Genomic DNA, 17619 nt, shown 5'->3' on the forward strand with positions numbered 1-17619 from the left:
TTTCATTATTTTTTATTGATCGTGATGACTTTCTTCGTCACGTTTCCACCGAGGTCAGTCACTTCAAATGTGAAGGTGTTTTGACCTTTCTTCACAGGAAGTGAGATGGTATCGGTACGCGAGAACGCACGCATCGCATAAGGTTCTTTCAACGTGTGACTCCATTTCAAATCACCGTTGACACGAAGCTTAATATCGTCAAAGTTATCCTTCACGTGAACTTTCACGTTCACAGTGTCTTGCTTCGCCGAAACGTTCTTCGGCACGTTACTGATTGAGAGCGTCGCCTCCGTAGAATCGACAAAGATTGGACGGACGAAATTCGTCACGTTACCAGACGTGTCTTCCGCGATGAAACGAATCTTGTGGAATCCATCTTCATACGAACGTGTCGTATTGAACGTGTATTGTTTTGCAGCTGCGTCATACGTGAGCGGTACGTCCACATCGTCGACGGTGAACGATACAACGTCAGAGGCATCTTTGATTTGACCGATGATTGGTACAATCGATGAACCGTATGGCGATAAGGCGAGCGGTGCATCGACAAAAACTCCTGGTTTATCTGCGTCATTTTCTGTAGATACGTCGCGTGTGATCACGTTACCCGCATTATCTGAAACGCGAACCGATAGTTGGTCCGTTGATTCAAGTGGTGCATCGAGTGTGAAGTTTGCTGTATCTTTTGCTTCTTTCGCAACGACTTTCCCATTAAGAAGGAATTCGATACCGTTGATTCCTGCAAAGTCGTCGGATGCTTTGACACTAGCCACACCTTCGTTCCAACGAATCGTGAAGCGAGGATCCGTGTAATCCACCTTCACTGGAATCCGTAGCGTCTGGGCTTGTTTTTTCATGTAGTCGATGCTCGCTTCAATTTCGTAGTAGTACGTTCCTTTCGGCGCCATCTCTCCGTTCAGTTTTCCGTCCCAAGCGTTATCTGACGTGTAGTAGTATGGGTCACCACTTCCGCCATCAAAGTAGTTCTTTCTCAATTCCTCTTCGATTTTAAGGGTACGAAGGACGTTTCCTTTTTCATCGACGATCCGATACTTGACGTCTTTCGCATTTCGTAAGAGCGAGTAGACCGGGGTAGCCGTGTCTTTTGAACCGTCCCCGTCAGGCGAAATCGCTACCGCTTCTTCAGTTACAGACTCATCAAGTTTCTCTCCTAAATAGTTCCCGGCCGCATCGACCAATCCAGAGATTCCATAGAATGAACCATCTTCATAAATCGTTTCGTCAAAGATTGGTGCTTTGCCCCAATCGCCTTCGAATCCGACGAATGGGACAACGAGTGACGGGTTGCCGTCTGTCCCACGTGGGTCAGTCAAGCGTAGGAATCCATCGACGAAGTAACCATTCTCAAAGACTGATTTTGCAGATACCGTTCCTTCTAAAGTTTCAGGATTAAGTACTTGTGCCTTCGAGACGTCAATCGAGACTGTGATTTCTTTCTTTTGTTTTGCCTTCAACGTGACTTTACTTGTGTTTTTTCCATTGATCTTAATGATTGCTTGTTGAAGCGCCTGAGCTTCCATCGCATTCTGAATGACGCCATCCTTATTAGTGACGGCAAGGTCTGTCTGGAGGGAAGCGGCCACATCGTATGTGAGTGATTCGTCAGACATGTTTTCAACGACAATCGTGAACTTCGCCTTACTCTTCGACAATTCTTTTAAAGCGACTTTCGCTTCTTTCGTCTTCTTCTCATACGCGACTGCCGGAGATGTGACGGCCGCATGGAGTTGCATGAGACCAGCTCCCGCCCGACGTGGTGAATATGGAAGAGACTGCTTCAATTCTTGGTTATACGGTCCGATGTCTGTGACGGGCTTCGACGTATTGAGTAGCAAGTTCTTTGCCATCGTCACACGAGCCGCTCCGCTCAAGTCGAAATCACGATCGACGCGTTCAAGAACAAGAGCTGCACCGCCGGCAACGTGAGGTGCGGCCATCGATGTTCCGCTCATCAAACCGTATTGGTTGTCGTTGAACGTTGAGAAGATTTGACCGCCTGGGGCTGAAAGTTCCGGCTTGAAGTCAAGGTTCGGTGTGACACCCCAAGATGTGAAATCAGACATTGCGCCTGCCGAACGGTTGTTGACGCTGATTCGGTCACCAGCAAACGTGAGTTGGAGCGGTCCATCCGCTAATTTCTCTTTTAATTCGTTCCCGTCTTGGATGCTGAGTGATGCCATCGGGATGAGTGGTTGATCGAGAGCCATCGACACATAGTCTCCGTGTGAGACGGCGCCTCGTACGATGACACCGGCTGCCCCTTGTGCCTCAGCCGTTTTTTGAATCTTCGAGTAGAAGTATCCTCCATCGCGAACGGCGAGGACGAGCTTTCCTTTCACGTCTTTCCCGGCATAGTTTTCTGGTTGCCCATCTCCGACGTAAACGACGTCATATGTACCTTCCGAGAATGCAGGTCCATCTTGTTTCTTCCATCCGATTTTTTCGTCACCGACGCGGAAAGCATCCAATTGAATTTGATCGTTCTCGAGTGAAGCGACCGATGTCGATGCTTGACTGACACTAGGCGCCCCGACGACACCCGTATCAGGGTTTGAAGCCGTTGGTAAGTCAAATCCATGTCCGAAGTATGCTGAGTTTCCAGCAGAGATGGACATGAAGACACCGTTGTCTACAGCGCGTTGAACGGCTTGTTGCTCAGGTGAGTCGGCATCGACAAAACCTGCTGTTGAACCAAGACTCATGTTGATGACGTCAGCTCCAAGCTTGATCGCATCGTCAATCGCTTTAATATAAATATCTCCGTATGTAGATGCGTAGTTCGGGTCGTTACTGAATACTTTAAGGCCAAGGATTTGAGCTTCAGGTGCGACCCCTTTAATTCCACCGTTTTCGAGATCACCGTTTGCAGCGACTGTCCCTGAGACGTGCTGACCGTGCATAGAAGCGCCTGGGGAATCATCTTTAATATCATCATTTTCGTCGTAGTAATTATAGGCGTATGGGACTTTCTCATTCACATATTCACCAGGTAGACCGAACGAAGTGATGGCCTGATCGACTTCTGATTTCGTCAATTCTGCCGTTTTCGAATCTGTGATTCGGTAATCTCGGTGGTCGGCATCAATGCCCGAGTCGATGACAGCGACGACGGTACCTTCTCCGGCAAATCCGTAATCCCCCCATGTTTGTTCGGCTTGTACCATTCCGTTGCTTGTAACCATATCTGGTTTCACTTCAGGACGTTCATATTCATTTACGACATGGACAGTCGCTACTTCAGGTAGCGCTTCAACTTTAGCGATTTCACTTGTTGAGAGGAAAGTGGAGAAGCCATTAAAGACGGTCGTGAACTCTTCGATCGGTGTAGCAGTCACACCTTGTTTTTTCAAAGCGGATTTTGCGCGTTTCTGTTCAGACTGAACAGAATGTTGCGCCTTGTTTTGTTCTGATTTCGTCAACTCATTAAATTTTTTCCCTTTTTGCGCTGCTTCTGCGATTGCAGGTGCACCGACGAGTTCGACAACGACCCGAACTTTTTTCTGTTTCTTTTCGAGCTCAATTTTTGGTTTGATGGAAGCTTCTGCTGAAACAGATGACGTACCTGCTTGAATCAACACAGGTGTCAAAGCAATACATGTAGCAAGTGAAGCGTTTAAGTAGACTTTTCTTCTTGACAACGTGTTTACCCCCTAATATTTGTTATTACTTGTAAAAAATAAAGATTTCTCTTGCATTGTGAACTATCATATCGTTGTTCAGACAAAAAAGAGTGGATTTTTTTGTAAATCAGGGGGGTGTTTTTGCACAAATTTTAATGTTCAGACAATTACTAAAGACCTAAAACATAAGACCTATATCAAATTTTGGTAATCGGAAGAATCATGCGAATGACTTGAAATGTCCAAAAAAACCTGTTAATGTAACGTTAATGTTAAATACCAATAAAACATATCAATTTAGTCAGAATTAAGGATGGGGTGGCGCTATGAATTTACCATTCATGGATATCTTCAAGGATTGGGCGAAAGATTACGATACGGCAGTCGGGGGACATGACGAGCAATATCATGAAGTATTTGCCGGATATGATCAAATGCTCGATGACGTTGCGTTACACGTTGAAGGAACGGTCTTGGAATTTGGTGTCGGCACAGGCAACTTGAGTGCCCGAATTTTAAAGGGACATCCTTTAATTGCAATCGAACCTTCTCCAGAAATGAGGCAGATTGCAATTGAGAAGTTGGGCATCTCGGTCGAACATGGAGATTTTATCCGTTATCCAACGTTCTCACATGTCGATACGGTCGTGTCTTCTTACGCTTTCCATCACTTGACGGATTCTGAAAAAGAAACAGCGATTGGTCAATATGTTCGCGATTGGGGACATCCGAAATTCGTATTGCTTGATACGATGTTCGAATCCCCACACGCACGCCAAGAAATTATTGACTGGGCTACGGCAAAAGGCTATTCAGACTTGGTCGAGGATTTAAATCGTGAATACTATCCATATACGACAACCATTCGTACGATGCTAGAGGCGAATGGATACAACGTGACAATGACACAGAAAAATAAATTTGTTTGGCTTGTCGTCGCTACAAAATAATTTAGGAGGAATTACTCATGAAAACATATAACGTTGAAAGCTTTAACTTGGATCATACGAAAGTGCAGGCTCCATTTGTCCGTCTTGCCGGTGTAAAAGAAGGAACGGCTGATACGATTTACAAGTATGATATTCGCTTTATCCAACCGAACGAAGGCCTCATGCCGATGCGTGCTGTCCACTCTCTCGAACATTTAATTGCCGAAAACAGCCGTAATCATTCAGAAGACATCGTGGATATTTCTCCGATGGGATGCCAAACAGGTTTCTATTGGACGATGTTGAATGATGGAGACTATGAACGCATGCTCGACCTCGTAGAAGCGACATTACGCGATGCGATGAACGCAGAAGAGTTGCCAGCACAAAACCCGGTACAGTGCGGGAATGCGAATCATCATGATTTTGAGGGAGCAAAAAAATTAGCAGCTGACATGCTTGCAAAACGTGACGAGTGGCATATCATCTTCAAGGAAGAAGCGTAAGATGATTGTCCGTGACGTCTATGAACTCATCGGGGACACACCGCTCATCGAGCTCCGTTCGTTACCGGTTCCAGCTACGGTAAAAGTATACGGGAAGATGGAGATGGTGAATCCAGGAGGAAGTGTCAAAGACCGGCTCGGCATGAATTTGATTGAGCGGGCGATGAAACGTGGAGACGTGGCACCAGGTGGTACGGTGATTGAGCCGACAGCTGGGAATACGGGAATCGGACTCGCACTCGCTTGCCAGCGGTACGACATTCGTCTGATTACCGTCACCCCTGAAAAGTTTAGTCAAGAGAAACAGGCATTGATGCGTCTTCTTGGAGCGACTGTCGTCAACACACCGACCGAGCTCGGAATGAAAGGTGCGATCAGTCACGCGATTGAGTTGGCTGAAGAACATGACGCATACGTGCCGGAACAGTTTTCAAGTCCGGACAACCCGGACGCCTATGTCGACATCCTTTCGCAAGAGTTGTTGAAGGACGTGCCACAAATCGACGTATTTGTAGCGGGGGCGGGTTCAGGAGGTACGTTCACCGGTGTCGCCAAAACGTTAAAACCACAAGGGACGAAAACCGTTGTCGTGGAGCCGGTCGGTTCGATTTTGAACGGCGGTGAGCCAGGTCCACATAAAACTGAAGGAATCGGCGTCGAGAAATGGCCACCATTTTTGGAAAAGGCTTATGTCGATGCGATTCATACCATCACAGATGAGGAAGCCTTCTATTACGTGGCGCATCTTGCGAAACAGGAAGGATTGCTCATCGGAAGTTCTTCTGGTGCTGCCATCGCAGCATGTGTAAAGGAAGCAAATCAAATGACTGAAGGCACGATTGTGACGATCTTGCCAGACAGTGCAGAACGATATTTAAGTCAAGGAATTGTCAAGGAGGCAGAACATGCGTACAAAGACAGCACTCATTCACGGCGGTAAAACGACCGACCCGTTAACAGGGGCGGTCACACCACCGATTTATCAAACGAGCACATATAAGCAAGACGGAATCGGTAACTTACGGGAAGGATATGAGTATTCTCGATCTGCGAACCCGACACGTACCGCACTTGAGACACTCATAGCGGATATCGAAGGCGGTGTGCAAGGTTTCGCATTCGGTTCTGGGATGGCTGCCATCTCGACCGTACTCATGTTGTTGAAATCTGGAGACCACGTCATCGTCGGGTCTGATGTATATGGAGGAACGTACCGTGTATTCAATCGAGTATTTCAGTCACGAGGCTTGGAGGCAACTTTTGTCGATACATCCGATGAAACAGCGGTTCGTGATGCGCTACAAGCGAACACGAAAATGATTTATGTGGAGACACCGACAAATCCACTCTTGAACGTGACGGATATCCGAGCGATGCGCACGATTGCGGATGAGGCAGATGTCTTGCTCGTCGTGGATAACACGTTCATGACACCTTACTTCCAAAATCCGATCGACCTTGGTGCTGACTATGTCTTACACAGTGCCACAAAATATTTAGGCGGTCATAGTGACGTCGTGGCAGGTTTAGTCGTCGCACGTACGGAAGAACAAGGAGAAGCGTTGGCATTCCTCCAAAATTCGGTCGGTGCAGTCCTCGGACCTCAAGACAGCTTCCTCGTCGTACGTGGGATTAAGACACTTGCCGTTCGAATGGAAGAGATTGAATCGAACGCACGGGCGTTGGTTGAATTCTTACAATCAAACGAGAACGTGTCACGTGTCCTTCACCCGAGTGTCTCTAGTGAAGAAGCGAAACGCGTCCACTTGTCGCAAGCGCGTGGGTTCGGTGGCATGATTGCGTTTGACGTCGGTTCGGCCGAAGCGGCTGAAATGATGGTCGCGAAGACAAAGTATTTCACGCTCGCAGAGAGTCTAGGTGCAGTTGAAAGCTTGATCAGTGTTCCTGCTCGCATGACACATGCGTCGATTCCGGCTGAGCGACGTGCAGAACTCGGGATCACGGACGGCCTCGTTCGAATCTCGGTTGGATTAGAAGATATCGATGATTTAGTTGAAGATTTAGCACAAGCTCTGTCTGCCATCGAACAGATAAAGCAATAAACAGTAGGGGACGCGATTTCGCGTCCTTTTTTCATGAAACAAAAGCCTTGTATCGGAAGTCATTCATCGACTAAACTATTTTTAACTTGAAAGAGAGCGGGTGAACGTGTGAACAAGGGAATATGGACGACAATCGGGGCCTACGTGATGTGGGGCGTCCTCCCAATCTATTGGAAGTTTTTGCAGGAAGTGCCGAGTGGACAAATTTTGGCACATCGTATCGTTTGGTCCTTTTTATTTATATTACTCGTCTTAAGATGGACGAATCAGTGGAAAGAGTTCGGTTACGCTCTTCGCCACCCTGCCACACGAAACGCGTTCATGTTGAACGGATTCATCGTCAGTGCAAACTGGTTCGTGTACATATGGGCTGTCAATCACGGTTATATCATCGAGGCATCCCTCGGCTATTACATTAATCCGCTTGTCAGTATGGTGTTAGGGGTGCTCGTCTTTCGGGAATCATTAAACCGAGTCCAATGGATGGCGGTCGGGATCGCGTCAATCGGCGTCCTCGTCTTGACGCTTGGGTATGGCTCGTTTCCATGGATCTCGTTCGTGTTAGCGAGTACGTTTGGTTTTTACGGGATGGTGAAGAAACGGCGACCTCTCGCTTCAACAGTCAGTCTTGGGATTGAGACGTTAGCTGTCGTGCCTGTCGCGCTCATCTTTCTCAGCAATCAGGTCGTCACGGACCAGATTGCCTTCGACATGTCACCGATGATTTGGGTCGCATTGCTAGGAACAGGTGTGGTGACGGCGCTTCCGCTTCTTTTGTTTGGTTACGGGGCACAACATATCCCATTCACACTCGTCGGATTCCTTCAATTCATCGCACCGACACTTAGTCTGATTATTGGTGTTGTCATGTATCATGAACCGTTCACAGCGTATCATGTCTTCGCATTTACTTGCATTTGGCTGGCTATCTTCTTTTTCAGTTGGAACAGTTGGATCGTCGCTCGTAAACGTCGTCAACTCATTTGAATTTGAAAGCTGTTACATCTCGAAAAAACGTGGTAATATGTTAGATGTCAGACTTATTTGTCAGAGGAGGAAATGAATAATGGAATTAGCCCGTTATATCGACCACACAGCTTTAAAAGCTGAAACAACAAAAGATCAAATTACAAAACTTTGTACAGAGGCGCTCGAATATAAGTTCGCAAGCGTCTGTGTCAACCCGACATGGGTCAAATATGCTGCGGAGCAACTTAAGTCGGATGACGACGTCAAAGTATGTACAGTCATCGGGTTCCCACTCGGAGCGAACACGCCTGAAGTGAAAGCATTCGAAACAAAAGACGCAATCGCTAACGGTGCGGATGAAGTCGACATGGTCATCAACATCGCAGCACTCAAAGACGGCGACTACGACCTCGTAGAACGTGACATTCGTGCGGTTGTCGAAGCGGCAAACGGTACACTCGTCAAAGTCATCTTCGAGACATGCATGCTTACAAAAGAAGAAATCAAGAAAGCTGCTGAACTTTCAGTGAAAGCTGGAGCAGATTTCGTCAAAACATCAACTGGTTTCTCTACTGGTGGCGCAACGGTCGAAGACATTCGCCTCATGCGTGAAACAGTCGGACCAGACCTCGGCGTAAAAGCTTCAGGCGGTGTTCGTGACTTCGAAGGTGCGAAAGCGATGATCGATGCTGGTGCGACACGTATCGGTGCTTCAGCTGGTATCGCGATCGTCACTGGTGGACGTTCAGACAGCGACTATTAATAAGTGGTTGACCACACGACTTAATTTCACTATAATATGATATGACGTGTGAAACACGTTTCCTTAGTCGTGTAATTCGGAGGGAGGGAAAACTAGTGGAAACTCGTGTCCGTAAAAACGAATCGCTTGAAGACGCTCTTCGTCGTTTCAAACGCGGTGTTTCGAAAGATGGCACACTTGCCGAAGTTCGTAAACGTCGTCACTACGAAAAGCCAAGCGTAAAACGTAAATTGAAATCAGAAGCTGCGCGTAAGCGTAAGAAATTCTGATTCCAGTTTCATTGTGTAGAGAGGGTGTTGGCTCATGAGTCTTCAAGAACGCTTGACGGACGACATGAAGCAAGCCATGCGCGCTAAACAAAAAGATCGTCTCACAACGATCCGGATGGTAAAAGCGTCGCTCCAAAATGAGGCTATCAAACTAGGTCGTCAAGATCTTACCGAGGAAGAGGAACTCACGGTGCTCAACCGAGAGATGAAACAGCGCAGAGACTCCCTCCGAGAATTCGAAAGCGCTGGTCGTGAAGACCTTGCTTCCAAAGTAGCAGAAGAGATTGTCGTCCTAGAAGCCTATATGCCTGAACAACTTTCAGAAGATGAAGTGACTGCGATCGTCCAAGCAGCAATTGCTCAAACGAACGCATCCGCTCCATCTGATATGGGTAAGGTGATGGGCGTCGTCATGCCGCAAGTCAAAGGCAAGGCAGACGGTGGTCTTGTGAACCGAATCGTCAAACAACAATTGACGAATTGATGAGAAAGCAGAACTTTTCGGGAAACCGAAAGTTTCTGCTTTTTTTTGCGTATTCTGAAACCACATTCATTCTTGTTTCGTATACACTAGAGATAGGAGATAGCTTTGAATTTGGAAGGGGGTAGCAAGACGATGACATTTGGTCTCGGAGTGATTCTGACAGTCTTTTTTGTCGGAGTCGTCCTTCTTGGAATTGAAGTGTTCGTTGCAGGGTTTGGATTGTTCGGTTTGCTTGGGATCGGAGCGGTCGTGGCCAGTTTGATCATGGCGGGTGCGACAATCGGTCAGCTATGGCTCTCCATCGGTTTGGCAGCAGCGGTGCTCACTGGACTTGGATTCTGGGCATACCGCCGATTAAGTACGAATCGCCCGCTCATTTATAAAGGGTTGATTTTGACGGATTCGACATCGACCGAAAAAGGTTACTTGTCCCATGATGACCGTAAACAACTTCTCGGGAAAGTCGGTGTGACGTTAACACCACTTCGCCCGGCCGGTACTGCCGAAATCGACGGAGAACGTATTGACGTCGTGACAGAGGGTGGCTATCTCGATCAGCAGACAAAAATTCAGGTATATAAAGTGGATTCAGGGCGGATTGTCGTTCGGACCTTTATAGAACCGAAGGAGGATGTAACAGAATGACACCAGAACTATTGACGACGTTACTCATCACAGGTGGAGGATTGATTGCGCTTGCCGTCTTCTTCACGTTTGTGCCAATCGGATTATGGATCAGCTCATTCGCAGCGGGTGTACACGTCTCGATTTTCACATTGGTCGGGATGCGCCTTCGCCGCGTCGTACCATCAAAAATTGTTAACCCATTGATTAAAGCAGTCAAGGCCGGTCTCGGTTTAAACACGAACCAACTCGAAAGTCACTTCTTGGCGGGTGGTAATGTTGACCGTGTCGTAAACGCATTGATTGCGGCACACCGCGCAAACATCGAATTATCGTTCGAACGTGCCGCTGCCATTGACTTGGCAGGACGTAACGTACTTGAAGCCGTACAAATGTCGGTTAACCCGAAAGTCATTGAGACACCATTTATCGCCGGTGTGGCAATGGACGGGATTGAAGTGAAGGCGAAAGCGCGTATTACGGTGCGTGCTAATATTGATCGTCTCGTCGGTGGTGCGGGAGAAGAAACGATTATCGCCCGTGTCGGGGAAGGTGTCGTATCGACAATCGGATCTCAAAACAATCATAAGCACGTACTTGAGAACCCAGATATGATTTCACGTACCGTGCTCACAAAAGGTTTGGATTCAGGTACGGCGTTTGAAATTCTCTCTATTGATATTGCAGATATCGATATCGGTAAGAACATCGGGGCGGTCCTTCAGACTGACCAAGCCGAAGCAGATAAAAAGATTGCCCAAGCGAAGGCGGAAGAACGCCGAGCGATGGCGATTGCTCGCGAACAGGAAATGAAGTCTTCTGTAGAGGAAATGCGCGCGAAAGTTGTCGGCGCCGAAGCGGAAGTCCCGCTCGCGATGGCCGAAGCGTTGCGTAACGGTAAACTCGGCGTCATGGATTACGTGAATTACTTGAACGTTCAAGCAGATACGGAAATGCGAAAAGCGATCGGGTCCCCTATCGATTCTGAATCAGATAGTGAGTGATAAATATGGAAGGACTATGGGTACTTTTGTTAGCAGCCTTCGGGATCGCCTCGGCGGTGATGAAGCGGCTTGAGAAGTCATCGTCTTCAGGCGACCGTCCTCAGAGCAGTGAACTGAAACGCTACTTGGATTCGGTCGGAGATGTGATGAAAGAAATTGAATCGGCGTTTGACGACTCCGAATCAGAACAAAAGCCAGCACCACAAAAGGTGAGACGACGGGTAGCGCGAACCGAAGAGCGACCAGCTCCTCGGGAACGTCAAGTCGAGATGCCGAAAGTGAGTGCACAGTTTGAACAAGCGGTGAAAATCCCTCCGATTCATGAGGAAATCAAACCGCGACAACTGAAAGTTTCGAAAAAACAAATGCGGGAAGCTGTCATTTGGAGCGAGGTATTACAACCTCCGGTCTCGAAACGAAAGAAGTAAGGCAAAGGCAGTAACCTCGCGTTACTGCCTTTTGCATGGGGAAAATACACGGTCTTTCTTTCACGATAGGCGTGATAGTGCTAAAGTAAAAGAGGAATAACCGATATTTAGAGGGGGCAACGTATCCATTGATTATGACCGATAAAATACCTTTCGTCATGGAACATGCGAATGAAGCACAAGCTTTACTCGGACCGAAAGATGAAGTGTTCCAAGCGATTGAGACAGAATTGAAAGTGGCACTCATTCCAAGAGGCGAGGAATTGATTATCCAAGCCGATACCGGAGAAGCGCTGGAATTGACAAAACAAGTCATCCTCACGTTACAGACGTTAGTGAAAAAAGGTGCACGTCTTAACGAAAGCGACGCCATCAGCGTCATTCAACATATCCAAGTCGGAAAGGGTGACGAACTGCTCGAACATTATGAGCGTGTCGTCTTCACGACAAACAAGGGGAAACCGATTCGTGCTAAAACAGTTGGGCAGAGTCGCTATGTTCGCGCAATCGAACGACGAGACCTTGTCTTTGGAATCGGTCCGGCTGGAACGGGTAAAACGTATTTGGCAGTCGTGCTAGCGGCGCGAGCACTAAAAGAAGGTCAGGTGAAACGGATTATCTTGACGCGACCTGCCGTTGAAGCAGGGGAGAATCTTGGGTTTTTACCAGGTGATCTGAAAGAAAAGGTAGATCCTTATCTTCGACCGTTATATGATGCCTTGTTCGACGTCTACGGCGTGGAACAGACGAATCGCTTATTAGAACGAGGGACAATCGAAGTGGCTCCACTCGCCTATATGCGTGGACGTACGTTAGAAGATGCGTTTGTCATATTAGATGAGGCACAAAACACGACGAAAGAACAAATGAAGATGTTTTTGACGCGACTCGGTTTCGGATCGAAGATGGTGGTCACGGGGGATTTGACACAAGTCGATTTACCGAAAGGCAAGGCGTCAGGTTTACAAGAGGCGTTACGCTTATTAGAGGGTGTGGATGGGATTCACTTTGAACACTTCAGCGCGTCTGACGTCGTCCGCCATCCACTCGTTAAGAAAATTATCAACGCCTATAGTACAGACCTCACATAAGGACGATAGTGAGGTCAACGATTGTGAAAGGGGGGCACACGAATGCAGCAAGCCAAACATTGGACAGTCGCGACGATTTCGCTGATTTTCTTTCTCTTACTAGGTGCCATTCTATACTTCACCGTGCGCCCATCCATTATTAGTGTGGAACCGTTAGGGATTGCCGAGCAGGACATCCGGTCTCCGATTACGGTCGAGGACCGAGTGGCGACTGAACGGTTGAAACAAGAAGTCACGAACGGCGTCGGCAGTCAGTTTTCGCTTCGTCGAGAATTTGCCGATCAACAGATTGCTAAAGTCGAGCAATTGTTCGCGGCGTTCGACCAAACGGATGAAGAGACGGAACTGGCAGATATCAAGAGCCGTCTGAACTCGACGGAAGCGAGCGGGGTACTCGCAGACGAAGAGCTGAACTCACTCCTCGAGGCGACGGAAGATACGCGCCAAACCGTTGAAGACGTGACGGTGACGGCTTTGCAACAAGTGATGGATGATCGAATTGAAACGAGTAATGAAGCGGTCGCAGCGGCCAGAGACCGCGCGGCTGCAATCGTTGATCAATCACCACTCTCGTTTGAATTCCGTGCAATCGCAAAAACATTAAGCGATGAACTCATCGTTCCGAACTATGTGTTTGACTCTGAAGCGACTCGTCAAAAAGAACAAGAAGCCGTCGATGCCGTCGATCCTGTCATCATCCAAGAAGGGCAACTTCTTGTCAGTCAAGGGGAAGTCGTCACGCGTGAGATTTATCGGAAGCTAGAACTCACTGGAGCGATCGATCCGAACCGGTCACTCGCTCCACTGTTCGGATCATTCTTATTGAGCGGATTATTGACGGGCGGTTTCTTATTCATGCTTATCCGCTCGAAAATCAAAGATCTATTACTAAGTCCGAAAATATTAGTGACCGTCTATGGGTTGCTTCTGTTGCAACTCGGTATCTTCTTTGGCGTCGGATACATCGGCGTCGACTACACGACGTATGCTTATCTTTTGGCACCGACTGCCTTCGTCGTATTATTACTACGTATCTTGATTGACGAGCGTGTCGCCCTCGCATCGGCGTTCATTACCATGATTGCGGGAAGTATCGTCGTCACATTCGGACAAAGCACAAACTTCATGACGTTGGTATATGTCGCGACCGGAAGTTTCTTAGCCGTCTTTTTAGTCGAGCCAAAAATTCAGCGGAAGCGCTTGTTCTTGTCGGGCGTCTTACTCGGCATCGTGAATATCATCATGGTCATTGCGTTGCTCTTATTACGAAACGTTCAAGTGACTTGGGAAATGGCGATGTACCTTTCTGGGTTTGCTGTCATCAGCGCCTTGCTATCCATCGTGTTGACATTTGGATTCTTGCCTTTCCTAGAACCTTGGTTTGGCGTCCTGTCGTCTGGTCGACTCGTCGAATTGATGAGTCCGACACATCCGTTGCTCCGAAAGCTCTTAATGGAGGCGCCAGGCACGTATCATCATAGTATGATGGTGGCAAACTTGGCGGAATCGGCATGTGAAGCCATTGGGGCGGACGGGTTGCTCGCGAGGGTGGCGAGTTATTACCACGACCTCGGGAAAACGGAACGTCCTCTTCACTTCATTGAAAATCAGCAAGGTGGAGGGAATCCGCACGATCGTCTGACACCAGAAGAGTCCGCTGACATCATCATGGCTCACCCTTATGATGGGGCCGATCTATTGCGACGCTATAAACTACCAAAGGAAATCATCGATATTGCTGAGCAACATCATGGGACATCTTTATTGAAATACTTCTTTGTCAAAGCGAAAGAAGATCAAGAGAAAGACGTGGTGGAGTCCCGATATCGTTATCCTGGTCCGAAGCCTCAAACGCGTGAAGCGGCGGTCGTCATGATTGTCGACTCAATCGAAGCGGCCGTTCGTTCGCAAAAGCAACCGACACCGGAGAAAATCCGGATGCTCGTTCGTGCCATCATTCGAGACAAGTTAGCAGATGGGCAGTTTGAAGACTGCGACTTGACGACAAAAGAAATTTGGCGCGTCGGTGAGAGCGCATGCGAGACGTTGACGGGCTTGTTCCACGAGCGAATTGAATATCCAGAACTAAAGAAAGAGGGAGAACTACATGCAAATCATCTCGAACGATGAACATGAATTGTTGACAGTGTCTCAAATCGAGCTTGTCGAGTCGATTCTAAAACATGCCGCACAATTAGAAGAAGTTGAAGAGCCGAGTGAGTTGTCGGTCACGTATTTAACGAATGAAGAAATCCATGAGGTGAATCGGGAGTGGAGAGGCAAAGATGCCCCGACCGATGTGATCAGCTTTGCCTTTGATGAGATGGGCGAAGACGAAATGGACTTCACACTCGATGAGGACGAACCGCATCTCCTCGGAGATTTGGTCATCTCGGTGGAACGATGCCGCGAACAAGCAGCGGACTACGGACATTCCTTTGAGCGAGAACTCGGTTTCTTGGCCATCCATGGATTCCTTCATCTGTTAGGATATGACCACATGACACCAGAGGAAGAGGCGGAAATGACAGCAAGACAAGAGGAAGTTCTCACTCATTTCGAGTTGAAGCGAGGCAACGTGTGAGACCGTTTCGTGTGGCATGTGAGGGAATCTTCCATGCCATTCGGACAGAACGGAATATGCGTGTCCATCTCATATCCGCCTTACTCGTATTTGCTGTCGCGATTTGGCTACAAACGACAAGGATAGAAAACCTTATCCTGCTCGGATGGGTGACGCTAGTCCTGAGTTTAGAGCTCATGAACACGGCCATCGAACGGGCGGTCGACCTTGTCACAAAAGATGTCCATCCGCTCGCGAAGCAGGCGAAAGACGTGGCCGCGGGTGCCGTCCTCGTCGCTTCAATCGGAGCGGCTGTGACAGCACTCATTATATTCGGTCCAAGGCTATGGAACGTGCTATACTAAGAGTTCTGAAATTGAGAAAGCAGGTGCATTATGTATCAAGAAGATTTTAAATCTGGTTTCGTGTCGATCATTGGTCGACCGAACGTCGGAAAATCAACATTCCTCAACCGCGTGATTGGTCAAAAGATTGCCATCATGTCGGATAAACCACAAACGACACGAAATAAAGTACAGGGTGTGTATACGACGGATGATTCCCAAATCATTTTCATCGATACACCGGGAATCCATAAACCAAAACACCGCCTCGGCGACTTTATGATGAAAGTGGCGACGAACGCCCTTCGCGAAGTCGATGCAATTCTTTTCATGGTGAACGTGACGGAACCTCGTGGTGCTGGCGATGACTTCATCATTGAAAAATTGAAAGGACTCGACACACCTATCATTTTGGTAATGAATAAAATCGACTTGATTCACCCGGATGAACTGCCGAAAGTGATCGAGCAATATACAAATGAATTGGACTTTGCAGCGTACGTCCCAATCTCGGCTTTACAAGGCAATAACGTCGAACCGCTCTTAGGAGAAATCAAGAAATTGTTACCTGAAGGACCGATGTACTACCCGGCCGATCAAGTGACAGACCACCCGGAACGATTTATCATCTCAGAGATGATTCGCGAAAAAGTGTTGCATAAGACGCGAGACGAAGTCCCGCATTCGATCGCTGTGGCAATCGAATCAATCAAGAAACGTGATAACTCGGAGATGATCGATGTCGAAGCCGTCATCATGGTGGAACGTGATTCACAAAAAGGAATCATCATCGGGAAAAAAGGGACGATGCTCCGTGAAATCGGGACAGATGCCCGTCAAGACATCGAGGCACTTCTCGGCACGAAAGTGTACTTGAACCTTTGGGTCAAAGTCCAGAAAGACTGGCGTAACAAGATGGGTCAGCTTCGTGACCTCGGTTTCCGCGACGACGAGTATTAAGCCATGTTACAAAAAGTCACGGGAATCGTCATTCGTACCGTCAATTATGGTGAATCGAATAAAGTCGTGACATTGTTTTCAGAAGAGCTTGGCAAAGTTGCGATTATGGCACGAGGCGCAAAAAAACCGGGGAGCCGGTTTCATGCCTCGAGCCAACCGTTTGTAGAAGGTGTGTATATTTTCCCCTCTAGCCGTGGGCTCGCTCAGTTAAAATCATCCGATGTCATAACGTCCTATCCGGAAATCCGGAAAGATGTCGACCGGATGGCGTACGCCATGTATTGGTTGGAGCTCGTCGACCGGTCTGTCGAGGATCGGGTACAAAATCGTCCACTCTTTCGGATTTTACAGGATGCGCTTCAAGCATTGAATGCGGGGATGGACGCAGATGTGATCACCCATCATCTCGAACTGCGTATCTTGCATCTTCTAGGTGTTTCCCCTGTGCTGACAGGGTGCGTCCGCTGTGGGGACGTGACGGATCCGATGTATTTCTCGGTCGCCTCTGGCGGTTTTTTATGTGGGCGGCATCGAGAAGAGGGAGCGGTTCGATTATCAGAACGTCTCGCCAAATTGCTTTACTTGATGAGCAAACATGAACTGTCAGAATTTCGGAACGTACCGTTATCGAACGACTCTAGACTCCTCTTGCGTCAACTCTTTGATGCATACATGGAGTCATATAGTGGGTTGCGATTGAAGACGAAGCGAGTGCTCGATCAAATGATTCGACTTCATCTGAATGAGGATTGACTTTTTAAAGTGAATTCGATACGATGAGTTACGATTAGACAATGAAATAGCGTGCGCGATGAAGGAAATAAGTAACTCTTCATGTCATGAATGAAGCGAGTTCGGGGTGGTGTGAGCCGAGCGTCATGAGAAGAGTGAATGGCGATTCCAGAGCGCCCACATCTTGTTAAGAGTGGTCCCAATCATTGGGGCAAGTAGGGTGGAACCGCGGGAATCAATCCCGTCCCT

Annotated in this window: 18 protein-coding genes; 17 read left to right on the forward strand and 1 reads right to left on the reverse strand. The window is 47.9% G+C overall.

What is annotated here, in order from left to right; all coding sequences use genetic code 11:
* Window positions 1-5 precede the first annotated feature (5 nt).
* A complete protein-coding gene (locus ACQKD4_RS04715) occupies window positions 6-3659 on the reverse strand; it encodes a S8 family serine peptidase (RefSeq protein WP_427372597.1) in 3654 nt (1217 codons plus the stop codon).
* Between the two features lie 308 nt (window positions 3660-3967).
* Between ACQKD4_RS04715 and ACQKD4_RS04720 the strand changes: the two genes are divergently transcribed.
* From ACQKD4_RS04720 to recO, 17 genes are all read left to right on the forward strand, one after another.
* The gene (locus tag ACQKD4_RS04720) at window positions 3968-4591 is read left to right on the forward strand and encodes a class I SAM-dependent methyltransferase (protein ID WP_427372598.1); all 624 of its coding nucleotides are present in this window, start codon (window positions 3968-3970) and stop codon (window positions 4589-4591) included.
* Between the two features lie 17 nt (window positions 4592-4608).
* Entirely contained in the window at window positions 4609-5076 is a 468-nt protein-coding gene (locus tag ACQKD4_RS04725; RefSeq protein ID WP_427372599.1) for an S-ribosylhomocysteine lyase, read from the forward strand.
* A gap of 1 nt (window position 5077) precedes the next feature.
* The gene (locus ACQKD4_RS04730) at window positions 5078-6016 is read left to right on the forward strand and encodes a PLP-dependent cysteine synthase family protein (RefSeq protein ID WP_427372600.1); all 939 of its coding nucleotides are present in this window, start codon (window positions 5078-5080) and stop codon (window positions 6014-6016) included.
* Window positions 5982-7139, forward strand: a complete 1158-nt coding sequence (locus tag ACQKD4_RS04735; RefSeq protein WP_214693119.1) for a bifunctional cystathionine gamma-lyase/homocysteine desulfhydrase — start codon at window positions 5982-5984, stop codon at window positions 7137-7139. The genes ACQKD4_RS04730 and ACQKD4_RS04735 overlap by 35 nt, the downstream gene beginning before the upstream one ends.
* Before the next feature lie 108 nt (window positions 7140-7247).
* On the forward strand, window positions 7248-8126 hold the full coding sequence (rarD, locus tag ACQKD4_RS04740) for an EamA family transporter RarD (RefSeq protein WP_427372601.1): 879 nt from the start codon (window positions 7248-7250) through the stop codon (window positions 8124-8126).
* 79 nt (window positions 8127-8205) lie between these two features.
* Window positions 8206-8871: a deoxyribose-phosphate aldolase gene (deoC, locus tag ACQKD4_RS04745; RefSeq protein ID WP_427372602.1), complete on the forward strand. Its 666-nt coding sequence runs from the start codon at window positions 8206-8208 to the stop codon at window positions 8869-8871.
* A gap of 74 nt (window positions 8872-8945) precedes the next feature.
* The gene (gene rpsU, locus ACQKD4_RS04750) at window positions 8946-9140 is read left to right on the forward strand and encodes a 30S ribosomal protein S21 (protein WP_029334745.1); all 195 of its coding nucleotides are present in this window, start codon (window positions 8946-8948) and stop codon (window positions 9138-9140) included.
* 34 nt (window positions 9141-9174) lie between these two features.
* Window positions 9175-9624 (forward strand): GatB/YqeY domain-containing protein, encoded by a 450-nt coding sequence (locus ACQKD4_RS04755; RefSeq protein ID WP_074033373.1) that lies wholly within the window; start codon window positions 9175-9177, stop codon window positions 9622-9624.
* A gap of 105 nt (window positions 9625-9729) precedes the next feature.
* Window positions 9730-10269 carry an NfeD family protein gene (locus tag ACQKD4_RS04760; RefSeq protein ID WP_224861488.1) on the forward strand — a complete coding sequence of 180 codons (540 nt, stop codon included), beginning with the start codon at window positions 9730-9732 and terminating at the stop codon, window positions 10267-10269.
* On the forward strand, window positions 10266-11252 hold the full coding sequence (floA, locus tag ACQKD4_RS04765; RefSeq protein ID WP_074033371.1) for a flotillin-like protein FloA: 987 nt from the start codon (window positions 10266-10268) through the stop codon (window positions 11250-11252). Before ACQKD4_RS04760 ends, floA begins: the two co-directional genes overlap by 4 nt.
* A gap of 5 nt (window positions 11253-11257) precedes the next feature.
* Window positions 11258-11680 (forward strand): hypothetical protein, encoded by a 423-nt coding sequence (locus tag ACQKD4_RS04770; protein WP_427372603.1) that lies wholly within the window; start codon window positions 11258-11260, stop codon window positions 11678-11680.
* A 134-nt stretch (window positions 11681-11814) separates the two neighbouring features.
* On the forward strand, window positions 11815-12771 hold the full coding sequence (locus tag ACQKD4_RS04775) for a PhoH family protein (protein WP_074033920.1): 957 nt from the start codon (window positions 11815-11817) through the stop codon (window positions 12769-12771).
* 42 nt (window positions 12772-12813) lie between these two features.
* Window positions 12814-14901 (forward strand): HDIG domain-containing metalloprotein, encoded by a 2088-nt coding sequence (locus ACQKD4_RS04780; RefSeq protein ID WP_339962768.1) that lies wholly within the window; start codon window positions 12814-12816, stop codon window positions 14899-14901.
* Window positions 14879-15355: an rRNA maturation RNase YbeY gene (gene ybeY / locus ACQKD4_RS04785; RefSeq protein ID WP_214782295.1), complete on the forward strand. Its 477-nt coding sequence runs from the start codon at window positions 14879-14881 to the stop codon at window positions 15353-15355. The genes ACQKD4_RS04780 and ybeY overlap by 23 nt, the downstream gene beginning before the upstream one ends.
* Window positions 15352-15699 carry a diacylglycerol kinase family protein gene (locus ACQKD4_RS04790; protein ID WP_427372604.1) on the forward strand — a complete coding sequence of 116 codons (348 nt, stop codon included), beginning with the start codon at window positions 15352-15354 and terminating at the stop codon, window positions 15697-15699. Before ybeY ends, ACQKD4_RS04790 begins: the two co-directional genes overlap by 4 nt.
* 30 nt (window positions 15700-15729) lie before the next feature.
* Window positions 15730-16638: a GTPase Era gene (gene era / locus ACQKD4_RS04795; protein WP_074033366.1), complete on the forward strand. Its 909-nt coding sequence runs from the start codon at window positions 15730-15732 to the stop codon at window positions 16636-16638.
* 3 nt (window positions 16639-16641) lie between these two features.
* A complete protein-coding gene (gene recO / locus ACQKD4_RS04800; RefSeq protein WP_427372605.1) occupies window positions 16642-17391 on the forward strand; it encodes a DNA repair protein RecO in 750 nt (249 codons plus the stop codon).
* Window positions 17392-17619 lie beyond the last annotated feature (228 nt).

This window comes from Exiguobacterium sp. NPDC077395 (assembly GCF_050269125.1).
GTDB lineage: Bacteria > Bacillota > Bacilli > Exiguobacteriales > Exiguobacteriaceae > Exiguobacterium > Exiguobacterium aestuarii_A.